This window comes from Kitasatospora sp. NPDC004531 (assembly GCF_053602195.1).
Map to the genome: position 1 here is coordinate 66013 of NZ_JBSGDD010000008.1, position 24306 is coordinate 90318.

Annotated in this window: 22 protein-coding genes; 15 read left to right on the forward strand and 7 right to left on the reverse strand. The window is 73.9% G+C overall.

All coding sequences use genetic code 11. The annotated features are described in order from the left end of the window. Positions 1-17 precede the first annotated feature (17 nt). From ACWEMJ_RS06180 to ACWEMJ_RS06220, 9 genes are all read left to right on the forward strand, one after another. Complete coding sequence (locus ACWEMJ_RS06180; protein ID WP_452135777.1) at positions 18-620, forward strand: hypothetical protein; 603 nt, start codon at positions 18-20, stop codon at positions 618-620. 170 nt (positions 621-790) lie between these two features. Then, entirely contained in the window at positions 791-1897 is a 1107-nt protein-coding gene (locus ACWEMJ_RS06185; RefSeq protein ID WP_452135778.1) for a hypothetical protein, read from the forward strand. A 197-nt stretch (positions 1898-2094) separates the two neighbouring features. Next, positions 2095-3534 (forward strand): pyridoxal phosphate-dependent decarboxylase family protein, encoded by a 1440-nt coding sequence (locus tag ACWEMJ_RS06190; protein ID WP_452135779.1) that lies wholly within the window; start codon positions 2095-2097, stop codon positions 3532-3534. A gap of 106 nt (positions 3535-3640) precedes the next feature. Next, complete coding sequence (locus ACWEMJ_RS06195) at positions 3641-4999, forward strand: GNAT family N-acetyltransferase (RefSeq protein WP_452135780.1); 1359 nt, start codon at positions 3641-3643, stop codon at positions 4997-4999. A 220-nt stretch (positions 5000-5219) separates the two neighbouring features. After that, complete coding sequence (locus ACWEMJ_RS06200; protein ID WP_452135781.1) at positions 5220-6476, forward strand: MurT ligase domain-containing protein; 1257 nt, start codon at positions 5220-5222, stop codon at positions 6474-6476. Between the two features lie 275 nt (positions 6477-6751). After that, entirely contained in the window at positions 6752-7480 is a 729-nt protein-coding gene (locus ACWEMJ_RS06205; RefSeq protein ID WP_452135828.1) for a type 1 glutamine amidotransferase, read from the forward strand. Between the two features lie 276 nt (positions 7481-7756). Continuing rightward, positions 7757-8782 carry a 6-phosphofructokinase gene (locus ACWEMJ_RS06210; protein WP_452135782.1) on the forward strand — a complete coding sequence of 342 codons (1026 nt, stop codon included), beginning with the start codon at positions 7757-7759 and terminating at the stop codon, positions 8780-8782. Positions 8783-9020: 238 nt separating this feature from the next. Next, positions 9021-10016: a 2-hydroxyacid dehydrogenase gene (locus ACWEMJ_RS06215; protein ID WP_452135783.1), complete on the forward strand. Its 996-nt coding sequence runs from the start codon at positions 9021-9023 to the stop codon at positions 10014-10016. Positions 10017-10239: 223 nt separating this feature from the next. Further along, the gene (locus ACWEMJ_RS06220) at positions 10240-11190 is read left to right on the forward strand and encodes a cytochrome c oxidase assembly protein (protein WP_452135829.1); all 951 of its coding nucleotides are present in this window, start codon (positions 10240-10242) and stop codon (positions 11188-11190) included. Positions 11191-11286: 96 nt separating this feature from the next. On the opposite strand, the gene ACWEMJ_RS06225 is transcribed toward ACWEMJ_RS06220, so the two are convergent. From ACWEMJ_RS06225 to ACWEMJ_RS06240, 4 genes are all read right to left on the reverse strand, one after another. Beyond that, a complete protein-coding gene (locus ACWEMJ_RS06225; RefSeq protein WP_452135784.1) occupies positions 11287-12618 on the reverse strand; it encodes a DUF2254 domain-containing protein in 1332 nt (443 codons plus the stop codon). A 38-nt stretch (positions 12619-12656) separates the two neighbouring features. After that, a complete protein-coding gene (locus tag ACWEMJ_RS06230) occupies positions 12657-13199 on the reverse strand; it encodes a HEAT repeat domain-containing protein (RefSeq protein WP_452135785.1) in 543 nt (180 codons plus the stop codon). A 63-nt stretch (positions 13200-13262) separates the two neighbouring features. Further along, positions 13263-14282 carry a TIGR03617 family F420-dependent LLM class oxidoreductase gene (locus ACWEMJ_RS06235; protein WP_452135786.1) on the reverse strand — a complete coding sequence of 340 codons (1020 nt, stop codon included), beginning with the start codon at positions 14280-14282 and terminating at the stop codon, positions 13263-13265. 79 nt (positions 14283-14361) lie between these two features. Beyond that, on the reverse strand, positions 14362-14970 hold the full coding sequence (locus ACWEMJ_RS06240) for a hypothetical protein (RefSeq protein ID WP_452135787.1): 609 nt from the start codon (positions 14968-14970) through the stop codon (positions 14362-14364). Positions 14971-15043: 73 nt separating this feature from the next. Between ACWEMJ_RS06240 and ACWEMJ_RS06245 the strand changes: the two genes are divergently transcribed. Then, positions 15044-15520, forward strand: a complete 477-nt coding sequence (locus tag ACWEMJ_RS06245) for a hypothetical protein (protein WP_452135788.1) — start codon at positions 15044-15046, stop codon at positions 15518-15520. Between the two features lie 40 nt (positions 15521-15560). On the opposite strand, the gene ACWEMJ_RS06250 is transcribed toward ACWEMJ_RS06245, so the two are convergent. Beyond that, positions 15561-16184, reverse strand: coding sequence for an XRE family transcriptional regulator (locus ACWEMJ_RS06250; protein WP_452135789.1), 624 nt, complete (start codon positions 16182-16184; stop codon positions 15561-15563). Positions 16185-16966: 782 nt separating this feature from the next. Here ACWEMJ_RS06250 and ACWEMJ_RS06255 point away from each other — a divergent pair. After that, the gene (locus ACWEMJ_RS06255) at positions 16967-18523 is read left to right on the forward strand and encodes a hypothetical protein (RefSeq protein ID WP_452135790.1); all 1557 of its coding nucleotides are present in this window, start codon (positions 16967-16969) and stop codon (positions 18521-18523) included. Positions 18524-18571: 48 nt separating this feature from the next. Here ACWEMJ_RS06255 and ACWEMJ_RS06260 read toward each other — a convergent pair whose 3' ends face one another. Continuing rightward, positions 18572-19765 (reverse strand): serine hydrolase domain-containing protein, encoded by a 1194-nt coding sequence (locus tag ACWEMJ_RS06260; protein ID WP_452135791.1) that lies wholly within the window; start codon positions 19763-19765, stop codon positions 18572-18574. Between the two features lie 113 nt (positions 19766-19878). On the opposite strand from ACWEMJ_RS06260, the gene ACWEMJ_RS06265 reads away from it, so the two are divergent. Further along, positions 19879-21036 carry a histidine kinase gene (locus ACWEMJ_RS06265; RefSeq protein WP_452135792.1) on the forward strand — a complete coding sequence of 386 codons (1158 nt, stop codon included), beginning with the start codon at positions 19879-19881 and terminating at the stop codon, positions 21034-21036. After that, positions 21024-21668: a response regulator transcription factor gene (locus ACWEMJ_RS06270; RefSeq protein WP_452135793.1), complete on the forward strand. Its 645-nt coding sequence runs from the start codon at positions 21024-21026 to the stop codon at positions 21666-21668. The genes ACWEMJ_RS06265 and ACWEMJ_RS06270 overlap by 13 nt, the downstream gene beginning before the upstream one ends. 573 nt (positions 21669-22241) lie before the next feature. Here ACWEMJ_RS06270 and ACWEMJ_RS06275 read toward each other — a convergent pair. Continuing rightward, positions 22242-22724, reverse strand: coding sequence for a YbaK/EbsC family protein (locus ACWEMJ_RS06275; RefSeq protein ID WP_452135794.1), 483 nt, complete (start codon positions 22722-22724; stop codon positions 22242-22244). A 75-nt stretch (positions 22725-22799) separates the two neighbouring features. On the opposite strand from ACWEMJ_RS06275, the gene ACWEMJ_RS06280 reads away from it, so the two are divergent. Together ACWEMJ_RS06280 and ACWEMJ_RS06285 are read left to right on the forward strand one after the other, a co-directional pair. Then, positions 22800-23369: a helix-turn-helix domain-containing protein gene (locus ACWEMJ_RS06280; RefSeq protein WP_452135795.1), complete on the forward strand. Its 570-nt coding sequence runs from the start codon at positions 22800-22802 to the stop codon at positions 23367-23369. Positions 23370-23476: 107 nt separating this feature from the next. After that, positions 23477-24298 (forward strand): alpha/beta fold hydrolase, encoded by an 822-nt coding sequence (locus ACWEMJ_RS06285; RefSeq protein WP_452135796.1) that lies wholly within the window; start codon positions 23477-23479, stop codon positions 24296-24298. Positions 24299-24306 lie beyond the last annotated feature (8 nt).

Consider the following 24306-nt stretch of genomic DNA (forward strand, 5'->3'; position numbering starts at 1 on the left):
ATCAGGGGAACCGGCCCATGCGCACGTTGAACGTCCCGTCGGCCGCCCGGTGGGCGATCGCGGTCCTCGCCCCGCTCGCCCTGATCGTCCTCGGGGTGCTCGCCGCCAACCCGGACTGCGCGGGCGTCGCCGACCCGGCCCGCGCGGCGGTGCTGGCGCTCTCGCTCCTCGCCCTGGCCGCGTTCCGGATCGGCCGCCTGCGGGTCGTCCTGGGCGCGGCGGCCGGCTTCGTGCTGTGCCTCGCCCCCTCCTGGATCTGCGCGAATGAGGTGCTCCGGCTGCGCGGCGAGCGGACCGACCTGGTCATCGCGGCCGCGCAGCCCGGTGCCAAGTACCCCTGCGTGTACCGCCGGACGGACGGCCGCCCGCTGCCGCACGACGTGTACGAGCACGCCGACTGCGTCCCGGACGCGAATCCCGCGCCCTTCCCGTACCTGGTGGACCCGGCCGGGTGGGTGCCGGCGCGGCCCTACGACGGGAGCGAGCGCGACGCCCCGGAGGTCCCGGTGGTCGCGCTGGCGGTCGCCGCCGCGCTCTGGTTCGCGGTGGTGCCCGTCCACGGCCGCCGCCCCGACCGGACGCGGGCGCAACCGATCGGTTCCGTGGCGCGTAGTGCATGAGGGGACGGCCGAACGGGTGAGCGGGGGCGCACCTAACATGTGAGGGCGTCGTTGAAGGACGGTGCGCGGCCGATTGCATCCGTCGGCGGTGTCCGGTCGGGGGTTTCCGGCGGTCACGCCGGAGGATGGGCCGCGTACTGTCCGTGTCGATCACTGGGGGAACGTCCGTCATGCAACCGCGTGTGTTCGCCGTCGTCACCGCCGTTCTGCTGGCCGCGCTCGGCCTCGGATCGGTCCTGGTCACCGACTGGACGCCCCGGCCGGCCACCGCCGCCATCACCCCCGCCGGCCCGGCGGGCCGCACCGATCCCGCGCCCGGCGGCGCGTCGCCCTCCCCCACCGGCGACCCGGCGGTGTGGACCCGCTCCACGCTGCGCAACAAGCTGATGGCCGAGATGGACGCCGCCGACCCCGGCGTCGCCCTCGCCGACCTCGACAAGATCTCCAAGGACAAGCCCTACACCGTCCGGTTCTGCCACCCCATCGCGCACGAACTCGGCCACGCCGCCGTCCAGCGCTACCACCAGGACTTCCAGAAGGTCATCTCGTTCCCGCACGAGACCTGCGCGGCCGGCTACCTGCACGGCGCCGTCGAGGAGATGCTCGCCAACTCCCAGGACCCGCAGCACGACATCCTCACCCTGTGCGCCCCCGCCAACAAGGGCCCCTGCATCCACGGCGTCGGCCACGGCATCATGTTCGTCACCAAGCAGGACATCCCGGCCGCCCGCGACCTGTGCAACAAGTTCCCCTCCGAGAGCCGCCGCATCACCTGCTCCGAGGGCGTCTTCATGCAGCTCTTCGCCCCCGACGAGGAGGACGAGAAGGCCAAGGCGAACCTCCCCGCGGACAAGCTCGCCGCCGAACCGCTGTACCCCTGCCCCGAGCAGCCGGCCCTCTACCAGTCCGCCTGCTTCTTCTACGCCCCCACCTACTTCCTCTCCTCGCACGACTACGCCAACCACCCCGAGGCCTTCTCCCAGGCCCTCCAGTGGTGCCTCAACGCGCAGGCCAGCGGCGGCGCGAACGACTGCTCCCGCGGCGTCGGCTCCCGCACCATGAAGTACAACCTCGACCGCGAGGACTGGGCCGCCCAGCAGTGCGCCACCGCGAAGGACGCCTGGCAGCGCAAGGCCTGCGCCCAGGGCCTGGTCTCGTACTACACCGTCAACTACACGGACGACGGCGCGGCCGGCCGCCTCTGCGCCAAGATCACCGACCGCGAGATCCAGGGCTACTGCCGCTCCGCGGGCGGGCTGTCCAGCACCCTCGACTGAGCGCGGGAGGGTGCGAAAACAGGGGCGCGGGGAACTGCGCGAAGGGGAACGCACCAGATCCAAGATCGCGACGCAGGACAATGACCTGCACTTGATCGCGACCTCACGGACGTGGTTGGCGCTTGTCGCGCAGTTCCCCGCGCCCCCGGTTTCGCGCCCGCCCGCGTTCGCGTCCCTGTCCTCTACCCTTCCGTCCCATGAACGACGACTTCCGCACTGCCGCGCAGGCCACCGCCCGGTTGGTGGCCGACTATCTCGACGAGCTGCCCTCCCGGCCGGTGTGGCGGCCGATGGATCCGGCGGAGCGGGACGCGCTGGTGGGGCTGGAGCTGCCGGAGGACGGCGTGGGCTTCGAGGAGCTGCTGAGGACCGTCGAGGAACGGATCATGCCGCACCCGATGGGCAACGGGAACCCGCGGTTCTTCGGGTGGGTGAACTCCGCGCCGCAGCCCGCCGGCGTGCTGGCGACCCTCGCGGCGTCGGCGATGAACCCGAGCTCCGCCGGCGGCGACCACGCGGACGTGCACCTGGAGCGCGCCGTGGTGCGGTGGATAGCCGAGCTGGTCGGGTTCCCGCACCCGGCCGGCGGCGGTCTGCTGACCTCGGGGACGTCGATGGCGACCATCGTCTGCCTGGCGGCGGCCCGCGACCGGGCGGTGCGCCGGGCGGGACGGGACGTGCGGGAGGACGGGCTGGCGGGGATGCCGCCGCTAGTGGGGTACGTCACGGGCGAGGCGCACAGCTGTGTGCGCAAGGCGGCGGAGCTGCTCGGGCTGGGGTCGAAGCACCTGCGGGTGGTGGAGGCCGACGACGAGGGCCACCTGCGGCTGGACAGTCTGGCGGCGGCGGTCGCCGAGGACCGCGCGGCGGGCCGGCTGCCGTTCCTGGTGGTGGCGTCGGCGGGCACCGTGGGCACCGGTGCCGTCGACCCGTTCGAGCCGATCGCCGAGCTGGCCGCCCGCGAGGGCCTGTGGTTCCACGTCGACGGCGCGTACGGCGCGTTCGGGGTGCTCGACGAGGAGATCGCGCACCGCTACCGGGGGATGGAGCGCGCCGACTCCCTGGCGCTCGACCCGCACAAGTGGCTGGGCGTGCCGGTGGACTGCGGCTGCGCGCTGGTGCGGGACGCGCAGGAGCTGCGGGGCACGTTCAGCCTGGTGCCGTCGTACCTGCGGGACGAGGACGCCGGCGGTCTGGGCTGGTTCTCGGAGTACGGGACGGAGCAGACCCGCCCGTTCCGCTCGCTGAAGGTGTGGGCGTCGATCGCGCACCGCGGCCGCTCGGGCGTGGCCCGGGACGTCGCGCACTGCGCGGCCCAGGCCCGGCGTCTGGGCGAGTGGGTCGGGCAGGACGGGGAGTTGGAGCTGCTGGCCCCGGTCGAGACGTCGATCGTGGCGTTCCGGTACCGCCCGGCGGGCCTGGACGAGCAGGCGCTGCAGGAGCTCAACTCCCGTCTGCCGGTGGCGATCCAGCAGCGCGGCCGGGTGTTCGTGACGGGCGCGGTGTACCGGGGGCGGGAGATGCTGCGGGCGTGTCTGCTGAACGCGGCGACCACGGACGCGGATCTGCGGCTGCTGTTGGACGAGGTGAAATCGGCGGGTGCGGAACTCCTGGCCCGGGGCCGCTCGTCCAAGTGATCGCGGGAGCGGATCAGCGCCGATCCGACGGGGGCCCGCGCAGACATTAACCGTCGGGTCACGGGGGGTTCGTGATCGTGAAACAGCAGAGCGCCACCATTCAGGCATGGATGACAAGGCGTACACCCACCAAGCCGACCACGCCCGCCGCGACCGCAGAAGCGCGAGGCAGCACCGCTGGCGCCGGGAGGCGGTCGAGCTCGCGGCGGTCTTCGCCGCGGTCGCGGCCGCCGACCTGGTCGCCAATGTGGTGGTGCACGGCCACGACGGGCCGGTGCTGCTGCTCGCCTCGGCGGCGGCGATGCTCGGCACGGTCCTGTTCCGGGGCTGGCTGGCGCACCGGCACCCGCCGGGTCCGGACGCCCTCGCGCCACCGGGCGGGGGCGCGGTGACCTCCGCCGAGGAGCCGACCGCGCTGTGGCGGCTGCGCACCAGCGTCGAGGACGAGCCGGGCAGTCTGGCCCGGGTGTGCACGGCGCTGGCCGAACGGCGGGTGAACATCGTCTCGATGCAGGCGCACCCGCTGCCGGACCGCACGGTGGACGAGTTCATCGTCCGCGCCCCGGCGGCGCTGACCAGGGCCGAGCTGGTGGCGGCGGTCGCGGCGGGCGGCGGCCGGGACATCTGGTCGGACCGGGCGGACGCCCACGAGCTGGTGGACGTGCCCCGGCAGGTGCTGGCGCTGGCCACCCGCACGGCGCTGGACGCGGCGGAACTGCCGGTCGCGCTGCGGCAGTTGTTCGGGCGGGCGGCGATCCGGCAGTTCCCGGGGCGGGGCGCGGCGGCGCAGCCCGGCGTGGACGGGCACGTGATGCGCCTGCCGTTGCCGAACGGCGACCTGCTGGAGCTGTCGCGGCCGAATCTGCCGTTCACGCCGACCGAGTTCGCCCGGGCCCGGGCGCTGGTGGAGCTGGATTCCGTGCTGGGGCCGAGGGTGCCGCAGGTCGCGGCGCGGATCAGCCGCCCGGCGGGCGACGACCTGACGGTGCGGCGGGCGACGCCGGCGGACAAGGCGGCGGCGGTGGCGATGCACGGCCGGTGCTCGCCGGAGTCGCTGCGGCGGCGCTACCACGGGCCGGTGAAGGACGCCGACCGCTACCTGGACCACCTGCTGGACCCCCGGCACGGGCAGACCCTGGCGGTGGAGACCGCGCAGGGCCGGCTGGTGGCGCTGGCGCACCTGATGTGGGACGACGAGGGCGCGGAGATCGCGCTGCTGGTGGAGGACGCCTGGCAGCGGCGCGGCCTGGGTGTGGACCTGGTGCGGCGGATGGCGGCGCTGGCGCTGGAGGCGGGGGTGGGCACGGTGTACGCGGTGACCACGGCGGCGAACACCGGACTGATCTCGACCATGCGCCGGCTGGAGGCGCCGCTGGACTACCAGGTCGAGGAGGGCACCTTGGTGATCACCGCGCACCTGGCCGGGGCGGCGGAGAAGCTGCCCGCCCCGTGGGCGGCGCACTGACGTCCCCTCGGGCCGCCCGTGCGGCGAGGGGCCCGGCGGCGAGGACGGTCCGTCCCGCCGCCGGGCCCTCGCCGCACGGGGCTGTCCGCTCCCGGCGCGGGCCGGTAAGTTGCCCCTGCTCAAGTGTGCGGGCGGGAGTCGGTAGGCTGAGTCCGTCCCTGCCGCCCGTGGACCGTCTGAACGGCCCGGGCGGTGCCGCAGCAAGGAGGAACCCCTGAGCATGCCAGGCACCGATTCGGAAGCCGCGCGCGACGCCTCGCTGCCCGCCCGCGCAAAGATCGCCGTGACGGCCGGCAAGATGGCGGCCGCGCTGTCCCAGAAGGCCGGTCGCGGCAGCGGGTCGGTGATCGGCGGCAAGGTCGCGCTCAAGCTCGACCCGGATCTGCTGAAGACCCTCGCCGAGCACCTGGACGTGGTCCTGGTCAGCGCCACCAACGGCAAGACCACCACGACCCGGCTGATCGCCGAGGCCCTGCGGGCGGCGGGCCCGGTGGTCTCCAACGCGCTGGGCGCGAACATGCCGGCCGGCATCACGGCGGCGCTGGCGGGCGGTACCGACGCCAAGTTCGGCGTCATCGAGGTGGACGAGAAGTACCTGCCGATGGTCGCCCGGGACACCCGGCCGAAGGCCATAGCGCTGCTGAACCTCTCCCGTGACCAGCTCGACCGGGCCGCCGAGACGCGGATGATGGCCGAGAAGTGGCGCGAGGGCCTGAAGGACACCGAGGCGGTGATCGTCGCGAACGCCGACGACCCGCTGGTGACCTGGGCCGCCTCGTCCTGCAAGAAGGTGGTCTGGGTGGCCGCCGGGCAGGCGTGGAAGGAGGACGCCTGGTCGTGCCCGTCGTGCGGCGGCGTGATGCAGCGTCCCGGCGACGACTGGTTCTGCGGCGAGTGCGGTTTCCGCCGTCCGAACCCGCACTGGGCGCTGCAGGGCACCCACGTGATCGATCCGCACCGGGGTGCCTGGCCGATCCAGCTCCAGCTGCCGGGCCGGGCCAACCTGGCCAACGCCACCAGCTCGGCGGCGGTCGCCGCGGTGTTCGGCGTGGCCCCGCAGGTGGCGCTGCAGCGCATGCAGTCGGTGGCCGCCGTGGCGGGCCGCTACGACGTGGTGCAGTACCGCGGCCGGGACATCCGGCTGCTGCTGGCGAAGAACCCGGCCGGCTGGCTGGAGACCTTCTCGCTGATCGACGGCCCGCCCGCGCCGGTGATCCTGTCGGTGAACGCGATGGACGCCGACGGCACCGACACCTCGTGGCTGTGGGACGTCGACTACGAGCGCCTGGCCGGTCATCCGATCTTCGTGATGGGCCAGCGCAAGCTCGACCTGGCGGTCCGCCTGGAGGTGGCCGGCCTGCAGTTCCAGGTCGTCGACTCGCTCCAGCAGGCCGTGGACGCCGCCCCCGAGGGCCGCATCGAGGCGATCGCCAACTACACGGCGTTCCAGCAGCTGCGCAAGGCCGTGGTGGCCTGATGAGCGACCAGTACCAGCAGTACGGGCAGCAGCCGTACGGCGGACAGCAGTTCGACGACGGCTCGCAGCAGCACCAGCAGTACGCGCAGTCGTACGGCGAGCAGCAGCAGCACTACGGTGAGCAGCAGCACTACCCCGACCAGTCGCAGTACCCCGAGCAGCCGTACCCCGAGCAGTCCTTCGCCGAGCCTCAACAGCCTTACGGCGAGCAGCAGTTCGGCGAGCGGCGGCGGGGTTTCGAGGAGCCGCAGCAGCGGTACGGGAGGTCTTCGAGGATGAGCGAGAGCAGCCTGCGGGTGGTCTGGGTGTACCCGGACCTGCTGTCCACGTACGGCGACCGCGGCAACGCCCTGGTGGTGGAGCGGCGGGCGCAGCAGCGCGGTCTCGGGGTGCAGCGGATCGACGTGCGCTCCGACCAGTCGGTGCCGACCAGTGGTGACATCTACCTGATCGGCGGCGGTGAGGACCGTCCGCAGCGGTTGGCGGCGGAGCGGTTGCGCAACGACGGCGGGCTGGTCCGGGCGGCCGAGAACGGTGCGATCATCTTCTCGGTGTGTGCGGGTTTCCAGATCCTCGGCCACGAGTTCGTCAACGACCTGGGCGAGCGCGAGCCGGGCCTGGGCCTGCTGGACGTGTGGACCACCCGCGGCGAGGGCGCGCGCTGCGTCGGCGACGTGCTGGCGGAGGTCGACCCGCAGCTGAACCTGCCGCAGCTGACCGGTTTCGAGAACCACCAGGGCGTCACGCACCTCGGCGAGGGCGCCAAGCCGTTCGCCACGGTGCAGGTCGGCCGGGGCAACGGCACCGGCGACGGCACCGAGGGCGCCTGGCGCGACACGGTGTTCGGCACCTACCTGCACGGTCCGGTGATGGCCCGCAACCCCGCCGTCGCCGACCTGCTGATCAAGCTGGCGCTGGACGTCAACGCGCTGCCGCCGGCCGACACCACCTGGTACGACGCGCTGCGCACCGAGCGGATCGCCGCGGCGGCCCGCCCGGCGTAGCGCCGGCCGTAGGCTCCGTGGACGGCTGACCGGCATGTGGTCGGCCGTCCGCGGTCGGACAACTTCATAGGAGAATAGGAGAGCCCGGGCGCAACACCCTCCTCGGCGGTCGGGTCTCAGTTACGTGTGGTGCGTCGAGGAAGCCGCCCCCGCGTCGGTTTCGGCCCGGCCGGACGCAGGAACCGTATGCTGTGCAGCAGCTCCGTTTCGGGCATTTCGCCCGATTCTCACCCACCAGTCCGGCCGTCCGAATCCTGCTCGGGAGTTGGCAAAGCAATGCGTATTGGTGTCCTGACCAGTGGCGGTGACTGCCCCGGCCTGAACGCCGTCATCCGTTCCGTGGTCCACCGGGGGGTGGTCGACCACGGCGACGAGATCATCGGGTTCGAGGACGGCTGGCGCGGTCTTCTGGAGGGCGTGCACCGCCCGCTGACGCTCGACTCGGTGAGCGGCATCCTCGCCCAGGGCGGCACGATCCTGGGTTCCTCCCGGGTCCAGCCGAGCCACCTGCGCGACGGTGTGGAGCGCGCCAAGCGGTACTGCGCGGACCTGGGCATCGACGCGGTGATCCCGATCGGCGGCGAGGGCACCCTGAAGGCCGCGAAGCTGATGAGCGACGCGGGCCTGCCGGTGGTCGGCGTGCCGAAGACCATCGACAACGACATCGCCTGCACCGACGTCACCTTCGGCTTCGACACCGCCGTGTCGGTGGCCACCGACGCGCTGGACCGGCTGAAGACCACCGCGGAGTCGCACCAGCGCGTGATGGTGGTCGAGGTGATGGGCCGGCACACCGGCTGGATCGCCCTGAACGCCGGCATGGCGGCCGGCGCGCACGCCATCGTGGTGCCGGAACGGCCTTTCCACATCGACAAGTTGACGGACGTGGTGCGCGAGCGCTTCGACCGGCAGAAGAAGTTCGCGATCGTGGTGTGCGCCGAGGGCGCCAAGCCCGAGCCCGGCACCATGGCCTGGGAGGAGGGCACCAAGGACATGTACGGCCACGAGCGGTTCACCGGCATCGCCACCCAGCTCTCCCGCGAGCTGGAGCACCGCCTCGGCAAGGAGGCCCGCCCGGTCATCCTCGGCCACACCCAGCGCGGCGGCACCCCGACCGCCTACGACCGCGTGCTGGCCACCCGGTTCGGCTGGCACGCCGTCGAGGCCGCCCACAAGGGGGCGTTCGGCCACATCACGGCGCTGCAGGGCACCGACATCCGGCTGGTGCCGCTGGGCGAGGCCGTCGCCGAGCTCAAGACGGTGCCGTCCGAGCGCTACCTGGAGGCCGAGACCGTCATCTGACGGCCCGTCAACTCCCGTGCCCGGGGCGCGTCGTGGTTCACCATGACGCGCCCCGGGTACCAGGGCCTGTCCGGCCGATCTTGCCGGGCGCACGCCGCCGGATCATCCCGCCTGGACGCACCGGCCAAACATCCAAGTACACCCAGTACGAGGACGTTTGGCCGGCACGCCCAGCCGGGCGCCCGACGACGCGCGCTGATCCGACAAAATCGACCGGACAGGCCCTAGCCTTCGCGGCATGAAGATCCTCGCCTACGGCGTCCAGTCCGACGAACGGCCGCTGCTCGACGCCGCCCTGGCCGCGTACCGGCCCCGCCTGCTGGACGTCTTCCTCACCATCGACACCGCCCCGCTGGCGGCGGGCTTCCCGGTGGTGTGCAGCAGCGTCAACGACGCCCTGGACGCCGAGGTGCTGGCGCTGCTCGCCGGCGCCGGCACCGAGCTGATCGTCCAGCGCTCCACCGGCTTCAACAACATCGACCTCAAGGCCGCGGCCGAACTCGGCCTCACCGTGGCCCGGGTCTCCTACTACTCCCCCTACTCGGTCGCCGAGCACGCCTGGACGCTGGCGCTGGCCGTCAACCGCCGCCTGATCCGCTCGGTCAACCGGGCCCGCGAGTTCGACTTCCGCCTCGACGGGCTGATGGGCCGCGACATCCACGGCATGACGGTCGGCGTGATCGGCACCGGCAAGATCGGCGAGTGCTTCACCCGGATCGCCGCCGGCTTCGGCACCACCCTGCTCGGCTGGGACGTCTCCCCCAACCCGCACTGCGAGGCGCTCGGCATGACGTACGTCGAGAAGGACGAGCTGCTGACCCGCAGCGACATCGTCTCGCTGCACGTCCCGCTGCTGGAGGCCACCCACCACCTGATCGACCGGGACGCGCTGGCGCTGATGAAGCAGGACGCGATCCTGGTCAACTCCTCGCGCGGCGGCCTGGTCGACGCCGCCGCGCTGGTGGAGACGCTGCGCGCGGGCCGGCTGGCCGGCGTCGGGCTGGACGTGTACGAGGAGGAGGCCGACGTGTTCTTCACCGACCGCTCGGTGCAGGGCATCGCGGACGACGTGCTGGCCCGGCTGATCTCCTTCCCGCAGGTGCTGGTCACCTCCCACCAGGCGTACTTCACCCGCACCGCCGTCGGCCAGATCATCGACGCCACCGCCCGCAACGTGGCCGACTGGGCGGCAGGGCGCACCAACGAGAACACCCTCGTCCCCGCCGAGCAGTGACGGGCCCGGCGGCCCTCGTCCCGGGGGCGCTGGCGAACGATTCGTAAGCGCCGCCTAGGCTTGGGTCCGAACGAAACGAAACCGGAGCAAACCGGACCCGGCCCCACCGGGCCCGGCGGGCGCCGGAAGGGACCACACCGGCACCGCGGACCTGCGCGGCGCCGCACGGCATGGACGAAAGCGGGGCCGCCCGATGGGCGACGGCATGGACGGCATGTCCGGGATGCACCACCACGGCGGGAGCCCACTGCCGAACTTCACCTTCTCGAACGCGATCGGCTGGTCGCCGGACTGGCCCTACCTGGCCTTCTGCGCGCTGCTGTTCGGCCTGTACCTGTTCGGGGCCGTCCGGCTGTGGCGGCGCGGCGACAAGTGGCCCGTCGGCCGGGCGGTCGCCTGGACGCTCGGCGTCGGCACGGTGTTCCTGGTCACCAACACCAGGCTCAACGACTACGGCATGGTGCTGTTCAGCGCCCACATGATGCAGCACATGGTGCTGTCCATGCTGTCGCCGATCCTGCTGCTGCTCGGCGCGCCGATCACGCTCACCCTGCGTTCGCTGCGGCCGGCCCGCAAGGGCAGCGGCCGGGGCCCGCGCGAGCTGCTGGTCGCACTGCTGCACAGCCGACTGGTCCGGATCGTCTCGCACCCCGCGTACACCCTGCCGGTGTTCATCGGCAGCCTGTACGGCCTGTACTTCACCCCGCTGTTCGACTGGCTGATGCAGTACCAGCTCGGACACCTGGGGATGATGCTGCACTTCCTCGCCGTCGGCCTGCTGTTCTTCTGGCCGATCATGGGCGTCGACCCCGGCCCGCACCGCCCCGGCTTCGTGATGCGGATGCTGGAACTGTTCATGGGCATGCCGTTCCACGCGTTCTTCGGCGTGGCCGTGATGATGGCCTCCGGGCAGCTGGTCACCAGCTTCACCTCCGAGATGGCCCCGCCCGGCACCAACCTGCACGCCGACCAGCAGCTGGCCGGCGGCATCACCTGGGCGTTCGGCGAGATCCCGACCGCGATCGTGCTGATCGCCCTCACCCTCCAGTGGGCCAAGTCCGAGGAGCGCCAGGCCCGCCGCCGCGACCGCGCCGCCGACCGCGACGGCGACGCCGAGCTGGCCGCGTACAACCAGTACCTGGCCTCGCTGAACAAGCGCAGCGCCACCAGCTGAGCCGCACTTCTCGAATCCGCCTCGAATCCGCCTCGGAGCTCCTCCGGGGCGGATTCGCCGTTTCCGGGCCGCCTCCCGGCGGGCCGTCCTCCGGGCTCAGCCGATGCCCTGGCGGTCGGGGCGCAGCGCGAAGGCCCGGTTGCGTTCGTCCGGGACGGCCTCGGCGACGGCGTGCTCCAGCAGGTCGCGCTGGAGCAGCAGGGGCGGCCGTCGCGGTTCCGGGGCGATCCGCAGCAGGTCGTCCAGGGCGGCGGCGAGGCGGCGGGTGACCTGGGGCTGGCCGGCGCCGCAGATCCGGATCTCGGTGAACGCCAGGTCCACCGTCGCCTCCCACCCGGGCACCGGCTGCACCAGCCGCACCGCGCCGTCCTGGTCGCGGTGGCGCAGTTCGCCCAGCTGGTGCGGGGCGAGGACGGCGAGCAGCTGGTGGATCCGGTCGAGGGCCTGGACGGCGGTGGTGGGGTCGTTGACGGCGGGCGACAGGGCGCGCACGGCGATGTCGGCGAGTTGGCGGAAGCCGAAGCTGAGGTCCTGGTGCATGGTGCGGTCGACGCCGACGTTCAGCGCGGTGGTGATCCAGCCGGGCCGGGGCGGGGTGCCGCCGGCGACGACGACGGTCGGGGTGCCGGGTGCGATGAAGTCGCCGATCCGGGGCACCAGGTGCAGCACCGCGCCGTGCCGCCGGGCCACCCGTACCAGGCGGCGGATGTTGACGTCGCGCAGCACGCCGGCCCGGCCCTCGTGCAGCAGGGTGGGGCCGGAGGCGACGGGCTCGGCGGGGTCGTCGGCGCTCTTCGGCGCGGGGGCCAGCCACCGGTAGGCGAGCAGCACCTGCATCGACTCCCGGGTGACCCGGTCGATCACGTGCGGCACCCGCAGCAGTCGCAGCGTCGCCTGCACGTACAGCACGAACAGCGCCAGGCTGAGCAGCACCAGGGCGAGCGCCACCACCGTCGAGACGATCGGGACGGAGACGGCGCGCGCCGGGTCGGTGGTGTCGTCGTAGCCGAGCTGGACGAGCAGCGTGAAGACGAACGTCGCCAGGCAGGTGGAGAACGTGGCCTTGGTCAGGCGGCTGCGCACGTACAGGCGCAGCACCCGGGGGCTCATCTGGCCGGCGGCCATCTGGAGCGAGACCAGGGAGATGGAGAACACCACGCCGATGAAGGTGAGCATCGCGGAGCTGACGGTGGACACCACGCTCTTGGCCGCCGACGCGAACGACAGCAGGGTGTCGGTGGTCTGTTCGACGGTGGCCTGGGCGAAGATCTCCCGGTCGAGCAGGTCGGTGAGCCCGGACAGCAGGACGGCGCCGGTGCACGCCAGCAGCGGCGCGAACCAGAACGACTCCCGCAGGTGTTCCCGCAACGGCGACAGGGCCCGGTAGCGCGGCCGCCGGCCCCGGCCGCTGTGCTGCTGCTCGCTCATTCCGCCAGGCTAGGGCCTGTCCGGCCGGTCCTGTCGGATCAGCGCGGGGGGCGTGGGGCGGTGCGTTCGTGGATGGGGCCGCCGGGGATGTACCAGCCGGTCTTCTTGCGGACGGCGGGGCTGGGGTCGTCGGTGTGGGCCGTTTGCAGGGCGGTGAGGGCGCGGGGGTCGGTGTGGGCGAACTTGCCGACGAGTTCGGCGGCGTAGGCCCTGGCCCGGGGGTCGGGGTCGGCGGCCAGGTGGCGCAGGGCGGGGGCGAGGACGCGGTCGGCGCCCGGGGCGCAGGTGTCGCCCTTGCAGCGGTCGCAGGCGAGGGCGTGGAAGGCGGCGATGCGGACGCGGGCGTCCGGGTCGTCGGCCATGGCGATCAGCCGGTCCATGGAGTCGGTGTCGACGAGGTGGTCGAGGAGGCGGCAGCAGCCCTCGCGGACGGCCGCGTCCTGGTGGGACAGGCCGGCGCGGATGGCGCCGAGCGCGTCGTCGGCACGGCGCAGCAGCTCGCGGTGGGCCGCCACGGCGCGCTGCGGGTCGCCCAGGCACGCGACCAGGGCTTCGTTGTCGGTCCTGACGAATCCGAGCACGCGCCCAGTGTCGGACCGTGTCCCGGTGCCGGGCAACGGTTTTTCCGGGGGCCGTGCGGCCGGTCAGCCCGCCGCGTCCAGGACGTCCAGCAGCGGGGCGGCGTCCGCGCCGTCGGGGCCGCTGAGGCACAGGCGGTCGGCCAACTCGCCGTAGCGGCGGTGGAGTTCGCGGGCGACGGTGGCGGCCTCGCCGGTCAGGGCGAAGGTGTTCAGGACGGTGTCGTCGATCAGGTCGCCCATCTCCTGCCAGCGGCCGCGCACCGAGAGGGGGTGGAGTTCGTCGTGCAGGGCGCCCCAGCCGTGGGTCTCCAGGACGGGGCGGTAGGCGGGGGTGGAGGCGTAGAAGGCGAGGCGTTCGCGGACCAGGCGCAGGTTGGTGCGGTACTCGTCCTCGTCGCGGCCGGTGGCGACCAGCACGTTGGCGACCACCTCGAACGGGCGGGTCGTCCAAGGGGCGTGCTCCGCCTCGGACTTGGCGCGGGCGGCGCGGACGGCCGGCAGGACGGCGGCGGCCAGGTGCTCGGGCGAGCCGAAGGGGTGGGCGAGGAAGCCGTCGGCGGCCGCGCCGGCGGTGGCGGTCATCAGCGGGCCGACGCCGGCCAGCAGCAGCGGCGGCGGCTCGAACGGCAGCGGGGCGGGCGCGAACACCGGGGTCATCAGGGTGTGCCGGTAGAACTCGCCCCGGAAGGCGAGGCGTTCGCCGCTCTGCCAGCTGTGCCAGATCGCCCGCACGGCGGCGAGGTACTCGTGCATGCGGGCGGCGGGGCGGTCCCAGGGCATGCCGAAGCGGCGGACGACGTGCGGTTTGATCTGCGTGCCGAGGCCGATCGCGGCCCGCCCGCCGGAGCTCTCGTGCAGGCCCCACGCCTCGTAGGCGAGCGTCATCGGGGTGCGGGCGAAGGCGATCGCGACGCCGGTGGCGAGGCCGATCCGCTCGGTCCGGTCGGCGGCGCGGGCCAGTTGCAGGAACGGGTTGTGCGTGGTCTCCGACAGCACGAACCGGCCGGCTCCGCGTTCCTCGGCGGCCCGGGCCAGTGCGGGCGCGGTGGCGGGCGACGGGGGTGCGGCGAGGTCGAGCTGCATGGGTGCGGGGCTCCTGCGGGCGGTGCGGGGGTGCGACGGGCGGGCAACCCCGATGCTATGCGGTGCGGGGGACGGCCCGTCAGGACGGCAGCACGAACGGCGACGGGGTGACGGAGGTGACCGTCCCGTCGGGCCCCACGGAGGGCGTCGGCTCGTCCGGGTCCCACGGGTTGACGCAGTCGATCACCACGGTGTCGCTCGTCCGGTCGAACCGCACCGTCGCCTCGCCGCGCGAGCTCACCAGCACCTCCGCGAGCTCCGGGGCGACCACCCAGGAGCCGCCCGTCGGGACGTACGGCGCGAGCGAGGCGGGCAGGCCCGAACCCCCCGGCATGTCGTCGGCGGCGAAGCCCGGCGCTTTCGCGGCCTCGGTGGTGCGCCCCGCCAGCAGCCGGTCGACCTGGCCGGGCTTCAGGTGCAGCACCGCGAACATCGGGTGCTCCTGGGACGGCACCAACTCCCGCTCCGAACCGGGCCAGTGCACCACCCACTGCGCGCTCTCCAGCTCCCCGAACCGGTGGAACCGCGTCACCATCGGCCCCAGGTCGGTGCGCAGCCCCGTGGTCTTCGAGGCGCCGACGACCGACGACCGGTCATGGGGCGTGCTGGTGGCACTGCCGACCGCCACCACCCCCAACGCCAGCCCGGCCACCAGCACGGCGCCCAGCACCATCGTCCGTCGTCGCACCGCGCATCCCCCTCGTCCGTCTCCCGGCCCCCATCCTGGCCAAGACCCGCCGCCCCGCTCGTCAGCTCGAAGGATGATCCGCCCGGCCGGTGTACGCCTGCGGGACGAGACCGGAGCGGCGGTCAGGAACGGGAATCTCTCGCGGCGTCGACCTGGGAAGAGCCTCGGAAGCCGACCGCGCTGCCCGGCGGGCGCGCCGACGAGCAGCGCTGCGCCGACCCGGCACGGGTACTCGCTCGCCGAACGGGCCGGCGTCGGCCGTCCACCGGCGCAGGCGGCGCAGGGCACGAGGCGGACGATCCGTGGCCGCCGTCCGCCCGACGGCTTCCTGCACGCCGGTGGCGGCGCGGACATGCGCATCTCGATCGTCTGCGACAACTACTCTCCGCACCTGACGATCACCGCCCTGCGCTACTTCGCTCTCGCCGGCACCGACCACGCCAGTCACAAGGAGCAGGGCAGCATGATCCGCCGCTACATCATCTGGCGAAACAAGAACGCTGCCGATCAGCGCCTACGCGAAGTGGTTACCAGGGCGAACGTCGCTTGACGCAGGGCCAGCGCCGCATCGTGACGCCGTCCCCTGTCAGCTACTGCGCACGGCCGTCGTCGAGTCCGGCGATGACTCTGACGTCCGCTTCGGACATGTCCAGGATCCCGGCGATCAGGCGGGCCTGTAGCAGATTCGGGTTGTGCCCGTCGCGGAGCATGCGGATGGTGGACATCGCCAGTCCGGCGGCCATGGCCATGTCCTTGACCGGAATCCCGCGCAGGTCCATCAACCCGGTGAGCATCCGTCCGAACGGATGCGGCTCCGACTGCCCGGCAGGGGCAACGGCCGGGCCGATCACAACGTCACCGATCTTGGCCTGGAAGCGGATCAGCCGGTCGCCCGTGAACCCGACCTTCGCGACGAACGGCAGGCTTTCGCCGTTGCCGGAGGCGACCGTTCCCGGGATCGACACCTCGGTGAACCTCACGGCGGGATCGCAGAGGTGATCCCCAGTCTCCGCGGGAAGTCCCGGCTGGACGCGGTCGACTCTCCAGTCGCGGTTCCACCACGAAAGGTCCTGCAGCACCTCGTTGAAGAAGGGCGGCAGGACGGTCATGTCCACCGGGTCCGGAGGATGCTTCTGACCTACCCATATGACACCGGGCCAGTACCTCAGTGCCGCGATCACGTCCGCTGTCAGCACGCGGTTGGCAGTCTCCACGGCCACACTCTCCCCCAGTCGACGGAGCAGTCTCCCATGACCGGGCAAACGTTCAGCACCGCGGAGCACGCTCGGTCACTTCCGCGCCGGAGCGATGACCAGCGCCGAGTGAAGCCGACCCCGCCGAACTCCTCGGGCATCGGAGCGGGCAGGTGGCCGTACGGCGGGCGGGAGCCGCGCCGACGAAGCGGCATCCTGCGCGTAGCGGCTTGCGCGCCGCTGACGCGGTCACTGATTCGACCGTGCCTCGAACTGGGCGGCGTGCGCCAGCATGAACAGTTGCAGCTCCGCCACGGGGTTGCGGAAGTCGAAGACCCGCCGCCCCCGCCAAGGCCCTCGGCGAGGACGAGTACCGTGCGGTGCCGGCGGGCCCAGTCGGCGAGGGCGGACATGTGGCCGGATCCGCGGTTCGCCGGCTACGCGATCGCACGCCACGCGCTGACGCTCGGGGCTGGTCGTCTCGTCGGTGAGGACGGAGAGCCGGACGCGCCGGACACCCCGAAGCGTCCCGGTGAAGACGGGTCCGGACATGTGGACGTCTTGCGTGCTCCTCCTGGGGAGCCCAGGCTCCCTGGTGACCGCTTCCGAGCCCCCGGCCAGGACGGACGTTTCCGCCATCTCTCGCACTCCAGAACCTGGAGTTCCGTGCGTTGGCGAGCCGGAGGCCTTCTGCCCGTGCATTCTCCGCTGTGTCAGGGCCTGCTCCGATCCGGGCGGCCGCTGGGCGGGCGGGAGTTGGACTCGGCCGGGGGTGGTTGGGGGGCGGCTGGCATGGTGGGTCCATGGACACTGGAGCAGGGGCCGGCGGCCGGTGGGACGGGGCGATTGCCGGGCTGGTCGTGAACCCCGCGCTGCCGGGGCCGATGGTGCGGCGGCTGTTCGCCTGGCGGCGCGGGTGGGGAGAGGTGGCGCGGCGTCCGGATCTCACCGAGGACGTGATCGCCGAGATCGTCGCGACCGACGACGAGTGGCTCCTGCACGGGCTGGCGCTCAACCCCCGGCTGCCGGACCGGTTTCGCCTGCGGTTGGCCGCCCACCGGGACGCGTCGGTGCGGGACGCGCTGGTCGCCCAGGCCGGGTCGGCGCCCCGGGCGGTGCTGGAGCGGCTGGTCGACGATCCCGATCCGGCGGTCCGCAAGTCCCTGGCCGAGCACGCGCACACCCCGTCCGACCTGCTGGAACGCCTTGCCGCGGACCCTGATCCGGCGATCCGTGCCGCGCTGGCGAAGCACTGGACGCAGGCGCCGGAGGCCGTCCGGCGGGCGCTGTTGACCGACGGTGCGGCGGAGGTGCGCGCCGCGGCCTGTTCGACGTACTACGCGCGGCTGTCGCATCCGGTGCCGCCCCCGGACCTGGTGCCCGCGCTGCTGGCGGACCCGGAGACCCGGGCGGGGGCGGTGGTGCACGCGGTGCTCGACGCGGCGGCGTTCCGGCGGTTGGCGGCGGACCCGGATCCGCAGGTGCGCGCCGAGCTCGCCCGGCATCCCGACCTGCCGCCGCCGCTGCGGGACGCCCTCGCCGAGGATCCGGCGTTGAGCGTCCGGGTGAAGGTCTTCGCCCGGCCCGACACGCCGGAGGCGCTGCGGGCGCGGATCCATGCGGCCGTCCACGCGTTGTCGCGTTCGCTGCCCGATCCGGACCTCGACGCGGACGACCGCACGCTCACCCAGTGGGTCGCGGACTGCTTCGCCCCCACGGAGCTGCGGATGCTGTACCTGCCCTGGGTGTCCGCCGATCCGCTGCCGCACGTCGACTCGCCGCATGTCTGCTTCCGCGTCTCGGCGGCCGCCGCCGGGCCCGACCTTCCCGCCGGGGCGGTGGCCCGACTGCTGGACGACGAGGAGGAGTTGGTGCGGCTCACGATGGCGCACGCCGCCCCGCACCTGGTGGATCCCGCGACCGCCGAACACATCGAGCGCCGCTACCGCCCGCGTCGCGACAAGTTCACCTTCTGGTGGGACAGGGCGCAGGTGCTGACCTTCCCCGCGGAGTACCTGCGCCGCTTCGCCACCGATGCCGAGGCCCGGATGCGCTCGCTCGCGCCGCGCGATCCGGACCTGCCCGGGGAGCTCGCCGAGCAGTTGGCGGCCGACCCCGAGGCGCGCGTGCGGCAGGCCGTCGCGGGGCACCGCAACCTGCCCGCCCCGGCGCTGGTGCGGCTGCTGTCCGACTCGTCGGAGCAGGTCGCGAAGGCGGCCGGCGCGTCGCCGTTCCTGCCGGTGGAGGAGATGGAGCGGCTGCTGTCCGACTCGTCGGAGCAGGTCGCGAAGGCGGCCGGCGCGTCGCCGTTCCTGCCGGTGGAGGAGATGGATCGGCTGCTGGCCCGGGCCGGGCTGTAGTCGCGGGCGGTGTGCGCGCCGCCGGCAGCCTGCGGGGTGGGGACGGTGTCACGGGGCCCCGTGGGCGCACAGGGCGTCGTCGACCAGTTTGTTCTCGGCCTCGGCGATGCGGGTGATGTCTTCGGGGGAGGCGAGGACGACGCCGGAGAGGGAGGCGGTGACGGTGCGGCGACCGTCGGCGGTGGTGCCGGTGGCGGTGATCCAGCCGGCGTCGCCGCCCTCGTGGCCCCAGTAGACGCCGCCGCAGGTCAGGGGGCGGGAGAACAGGCCGAGGCCGTCGCGGGCGCCGGGCATCAGCTGTTCGAAGTCCGGGCCGACGGGCACGGTCTCGCGCATCTGCGCGAGTTGGGCGGGCGGGAGCAGGCGGCCGCCGAGCAGGGCGGTGAGGAAGCGGTCGAGGTCGGCGGTGGTGGAGACCAGGCCGGCCTCGCCGTTGGTGCCCGCGCCGACCTGTTCGGTGACGTCCACCAGCGGGCCGCCGTCCTGGAAGCGCTGGTAGGTGGCGGCGTGCGGCTGCGGCAGGGTGGGGGTGGCGGTGCCCGGCCAGGAGGTGTGGTCGAGGGCGAGCGGGCGCAGGATGCGGTCGCGGACCTCCTGGTGCCAGGGGTTCCCGGTGGCCCGCTCGATGATCATGCCGAGCAGGACGTAGCCGGTGTTGTTGTAGCTCCAGGCGGCGCCGGGCGCGAAGTCCGGCCGGTGGGCCGTGGCCCGGGCGACGGTCTGCGCGGCGGTGACGCTGTCGTTGCGGTGCTGCTGGAAGTCCTCGGCGGAGGTGTGGTCGGGGTAGTCGTCGTGCAGGCCGGAGCGGTGCTGGAGCAGGTCGCGGACCGTGATCGCCCGGCCGTCGTTGCCGTTGCCGGACACCACGCCGGGCAGCCGGCTCTCCACCGTGTCGTCCAGCGCGAGCCTGCCCTCGGCGACGAGTTGCAGGACGACGGTGGCGACGAAAGTCTTGGTGACGCTGGCGATCCGGAAGTGGCCGTCGACGGGCACCGGCTGCTTCGTCGTCAGGTCGGCGACCCCGGCGACGGCGGTCGCGTCCGGGCGGTCGGGGGCGGTGAGGCGGGCCTGCACCCCGGTGACGCCGAGTGCGACGAGGGCGTCGGCGTCGCGCTGGAGCAGGGTGGGCGGGGTCCGGTCGGCGGCGTTCGCGACCAGCAGGCCGGCGGTCAGCGCGCCGGCGGCGAGCGCGGCCGACAGCACGGTGCGACGGCGGCGGGAGGCAATTCGCGGGTTCTTCATGGCGGTTGACGCTAGGCGCGGACGGGGCGCGCGGTCGGTACCCCGTGCTGGTGGGAAAACAGGGCAGCTGGCTGTAGTGCGGCGCGCGGTGACGATCACTCAGACTTGTCCGAATGAACGATCACGGGGACGGCCGGCTGTCGGGGTTGTGGCGCGGCCTGGGGTATCTGCTGGGCGGGCTGGCCACGGGCGCGGCCACCCTGGTCGCGCTGCCGGTGCTGCTGGCGGTGCCGGCGGCGGGGCGCGCCTGGGCGTCCTGGCACCGGCGGCGCGCGGACCGGCTGCTGGGCGCGCCGCCGTCCGGGCCGGTGCGGGTCGGCGGGTGGCGGGTGCCGGCGTGGGCGGCGGTGCACGCCGTCGGCGGACCGGCGTTCGGGCTGCTCGCCGTGGTGTGCGCGGGCAACGCGCTGAGCACCGCCGTCACCGTCCCGCTGTGGTGGGCGCTGCCGCCCGGCACCCGCGCGGGCGGCTTCGCGCTCGGCTTCCGACTGACCGGCTGGGCAGGCGCGTTGACGCTCGGCGTGCTGCAGTGCCTGGCCCTGGCGGCGTCGACGTACGCGCTGGCGCCCGCGCTGGCGCGGCTGCACGCCCGGCTGTGCGTGGCGCTGCTGTCGCCGTCGGCGGCCGAGCGGCTGGCCCGGCGGGTGGCGAAGCTGACCGAGACGCGGACCGGTGCAATCAACGCGCACGGCGCCGAACTGCGGCGCATCGAACGGGACTTGCACGACGGCACGCAGGCCCGGCTGGTGGCGATCGCGATGCGGCTCGGGGTGGCCCGTGAACTCCTCGGCGACCGGCCCGAGTCGGTCGCCCGGCTGCTCGCGGACGCGCAGCAGGGCACCGAGGACGCGATGGCGGAGCTGCGGGCCGTGATCCGGTCGATCTACCCGCCGATCCTCGCCGACCGGGGCCTGGCGGGTGCGCTGGCCGCCCTGGCGGCGGGCGCGGCGATCCGCACCGAGCTGTCGGTCGAGCCGCTCGGGGACGTCCCGGCGGCGGTCGAGGCGGTGGCGTACTTCACCGTCGCCGAGGCCCTCACCAACGCGGCCAAGCACAGCGGCGCGGCCCGGACGGGAGTCCGACTCGGGCGGGACGGAGACCTGTTGACGATCCGGGTCAGCGACGACGGGGTGGGCGGGGCGGACGAGTCGCGCGGCACCGGCCTGGCCGGGATCCGGCACCGGGCGCTGGCGCTGGACGGCACGGTGCGCGTGCACAGCCCGGCGGGCGGGCCGACCGTGATCGAGGTGGGGCTGCCGTGCGGGTCGTGATCGCCGAGGACAACGTGCTGCTGGCCGGCGGGCTCGAACTCCTGCTCACCGCCACGGGTTTCGAGGTCGCCGCCATCGCCGGGGACGCGCCGGGCTTCCTCGCCGCCGTCGCCGAGCACCGGCCGGACGTCACCGTCGTCGACGTCCGCCTGCCGCCGGACTTCCGCGACGAGGGCATCCGCGCCGCGATCAGGGCCCGCCGGCGGCACCCCGGGCTGCCGGTGCTGGTGCTCTCCCAGTACGTCGAGCGGCAGTACGCGGGCGAGCTGGTCTCGGACGGGCGCGGCGGCGTCGGCTACCTGCTCAAGGACCGGGTCGGCCGGGTCAGCGAGTTCGTCGACGCGCTGCGCCGGGTGGCCGCCGGCGGCACGGTCATGGACCCGGAGGTGATCGCCCAACTCCTCACCCGCCCGCCCCACGACCCGACCGCCGCCCTCACCCCGCGCGAACGCGAGGTCCTCGCCCTGATGGCCGAGGGCAAGGACAACGCCACCATCGCCACCCGCCTGGTGATCACCGACAACGCCGTCCACAAGCACATCGGCAACATCTTCACCAAGCTCGGCCTCTCCCCCACGGACAGCGGCCACCGCCGGGTCCTGGCGGTCCTCAGCTACCTGAGCCGCCAGTGAGAGGGGCTCCGCGACGGATCGGTGGCGGCCGCAAGGGAGGGCGCGGACCCGAGGACCGGCCGCGGGGGCCGGTGAGCCGGAACAGCGGGGAGCGCCAGGCCGCCACACACCTGCCCGCTGCGAGCCGGGCATCGTGGGCGGAGTTCACCCGCTCGGCCGAAACGGCGGAGGCCGGGGGCGGCGGGGGCGCGGCCGGGCCGCCGTCGGCGCAGCCCGCCGGGCGCGGCAGCGGGCCGAGGGCCTGCGCCGGACACGACCACCACCGGGTACGCGGGGCTCGGCCGTGGAACACACCGACCGGGACAGCGGGACGGCCGCGTGCCGCGCGCCCGCTCGCCACCGGTGGGCCTGTTGCAGGCCGCTGGGCGCGGCGGGGCAGCCCGGGCCCGATCCAGGCACGACCACTGCCCTCACCACACGCCGCCCCGCGCCGAACTGCCGGGCCCGAGTCGGCGCAAGCACCCTGAACGCCGCCGGAAGCCCGGGGCTCGACGCCGGGCGCGACCACCGAACGCCCGTCCGCCGCTCGGGAGAGCCCGGTGCCGACCTGCCTGCCTTCGCCGGCGGCAACCGTCAGGGGCCGACCGGGAGGAGGGTGCCGTTGGTGAGGTGGAGGAGCTCGGCGGCGGTGGTGGGGAAGACGGTGTGGGGGGTGCCGGCGGCGGCCCAGACCTGGGGGTATTCGGTGAGGGCCTGGTCGACGACGGTGGGCAGGGGGCGGGGGTGGCCGGTGGGGGCGACGCCGCCGATGGCCTGGCCGGTGGCCTCGCGGACCTGCTCGGGGGTGGCGCGGCGGAGCGGGCCGCGGCCCCAGCGGGCGGCGAGGGCGGCGGTGTCGACACGGTGGCGGCCGCTGGTGAGGACGAGGACCGCTTCGCCGTCGGAGTGGAAGACCAGGCTGTTGGCGATCGCGCCGACCTCGCAGCCGAGGGCCTCGGCGGCCGCGGCGGCGGTGCGGGCGGCGTCGTCGAGCACCCGGACGGCGCCGGTGAGGCCGGCCGCGGCGAGCGCGTCGGCGACCTGGGTGCTGCGGGCCGGCAGTGCGGTCGGTTCCATCAGGGCCTCCCGTGGGGCGCGGTTCGATCAGGCGTTCCATATATGGAACGTTCCGTTTGTGGAACGATAGCCCTCATGCAAGCAGCGGATCAACCGGTTTCGCCCAGCGCCGACCTCGCGGCGCGCATCGGCCTGCGCCTGCGCGAACTGCGCACGGCGAGCGGCCTGTCGCTGTCGGAGCTGGCCCGCCGTTCGGGCGTCGGCAAGGCCACCCTCTCCGGGCTGGAGGCCGGCTCGCGCAACCCGACCCTGGAGACGCTGTACGCCCTGACCACCACCCTCGGCCTGCCGCTGAGCGCCGCCCTGCGCGAACCGGAGGCGGCCGGCCGCGACGCCGCGCTCGGCCGGTCGGCCGCCGTCTCGGGCCGGGTGCTGGACGCCGTCCTGCTGGAGCGCTTCGAGGACGCGGCGGCGGTGACCGAGACCTACCGGATCCGGATCCGCCCGGGCGCGGTGCAGCGTTCGGCGGCGCACACCCCGGGCACCGTGGAGCACCTGCTGGTGCTGTCGGGCACGGCCGAGGCGGGCGGCGCGACCGTCGGGCCGGGCGGCCACCACAGCTGGGCGGCGGACGTCCCGCACAGCTACGAGGCGGTGGCGGAGAAGGTCGAGGCGGTGCTGATAGTCCGTCATCCCAGGCTCTGACCGTGCCGGTTGCGCACGCCGGAGGCCATTGATCGACATCGCCCCGCGTGGCATTGTCCTCTCACACCCCGTGGCCGACCGGCCCCGCAGCGTTGGGAGATGAGCGCATGAGCACGCACAGCCCGTGGACGGCCCGGACGGTGGCCGGGGCCGGAGTCGAACTGCACTGCCGGGACTGGGCGGGCGCGGCCGACGCGCGGCCGGTGCTGCTGCTGCACGGCCTGGCCGGGCACGCGGGCGAGTGGGCCGCGCTGGCGGCGGCGCTCGCCCCGGCGCACCGGGTGGTGGCCGTGGACCAGCGCGGCCACGGCGGCTCCACCCGCCGCCCGGCGGACCTCGGGCGGGACGCGTACGTGGCGGACGTGCTGGCGGTCGCGGACGCGCTGGGGCTGGAGCGGCCGCTGCTGGTGGGGCAGTCGCTGGGCGGGCACACCGCGCTGCTGGCGGCGGCCGCGCACCCGGGCCGGTTCGCGGGCGTGGTGCTGGTGGAGGCCGCGGCGGGGTGCGCGCCCGACGCGCCGGCCGAGATCGGCGGGATGCTGGCAGCCTGGCCGCTGCCGTTCGCGGAGCGCGCCTCGGCGGTCCGGTTCTTCGGCGGCGGGCCGCTCGGCGAGGCCTGGGCGGACGGCCTGGAGCGGCGCGCGGACGGCTGGTGGCCGCGGTTCGACCCGGAGGTGATGGTGGCCGCGCTGGCCGAGAACGCCGTCCGGGAGCGCTGGGAGGACTGGGCGGGCGCGGCCCACTGCCCGGCGCTGCTGGTGTTCGGCCAGCACGGCATCGTCCCGGCGGCCGACACGGAGCGGATGCTGTCGCTGCGCCCGGACGTGCACGCGGCGAGCCTGCCCGGCACCGGGCACGACGTGCACCTGGAGCAGCCGGCCGAACTGCACCGCCTGGTCGCGGAGTTCCTGCACGCGCTGCCCGCCTGAAACGCCCC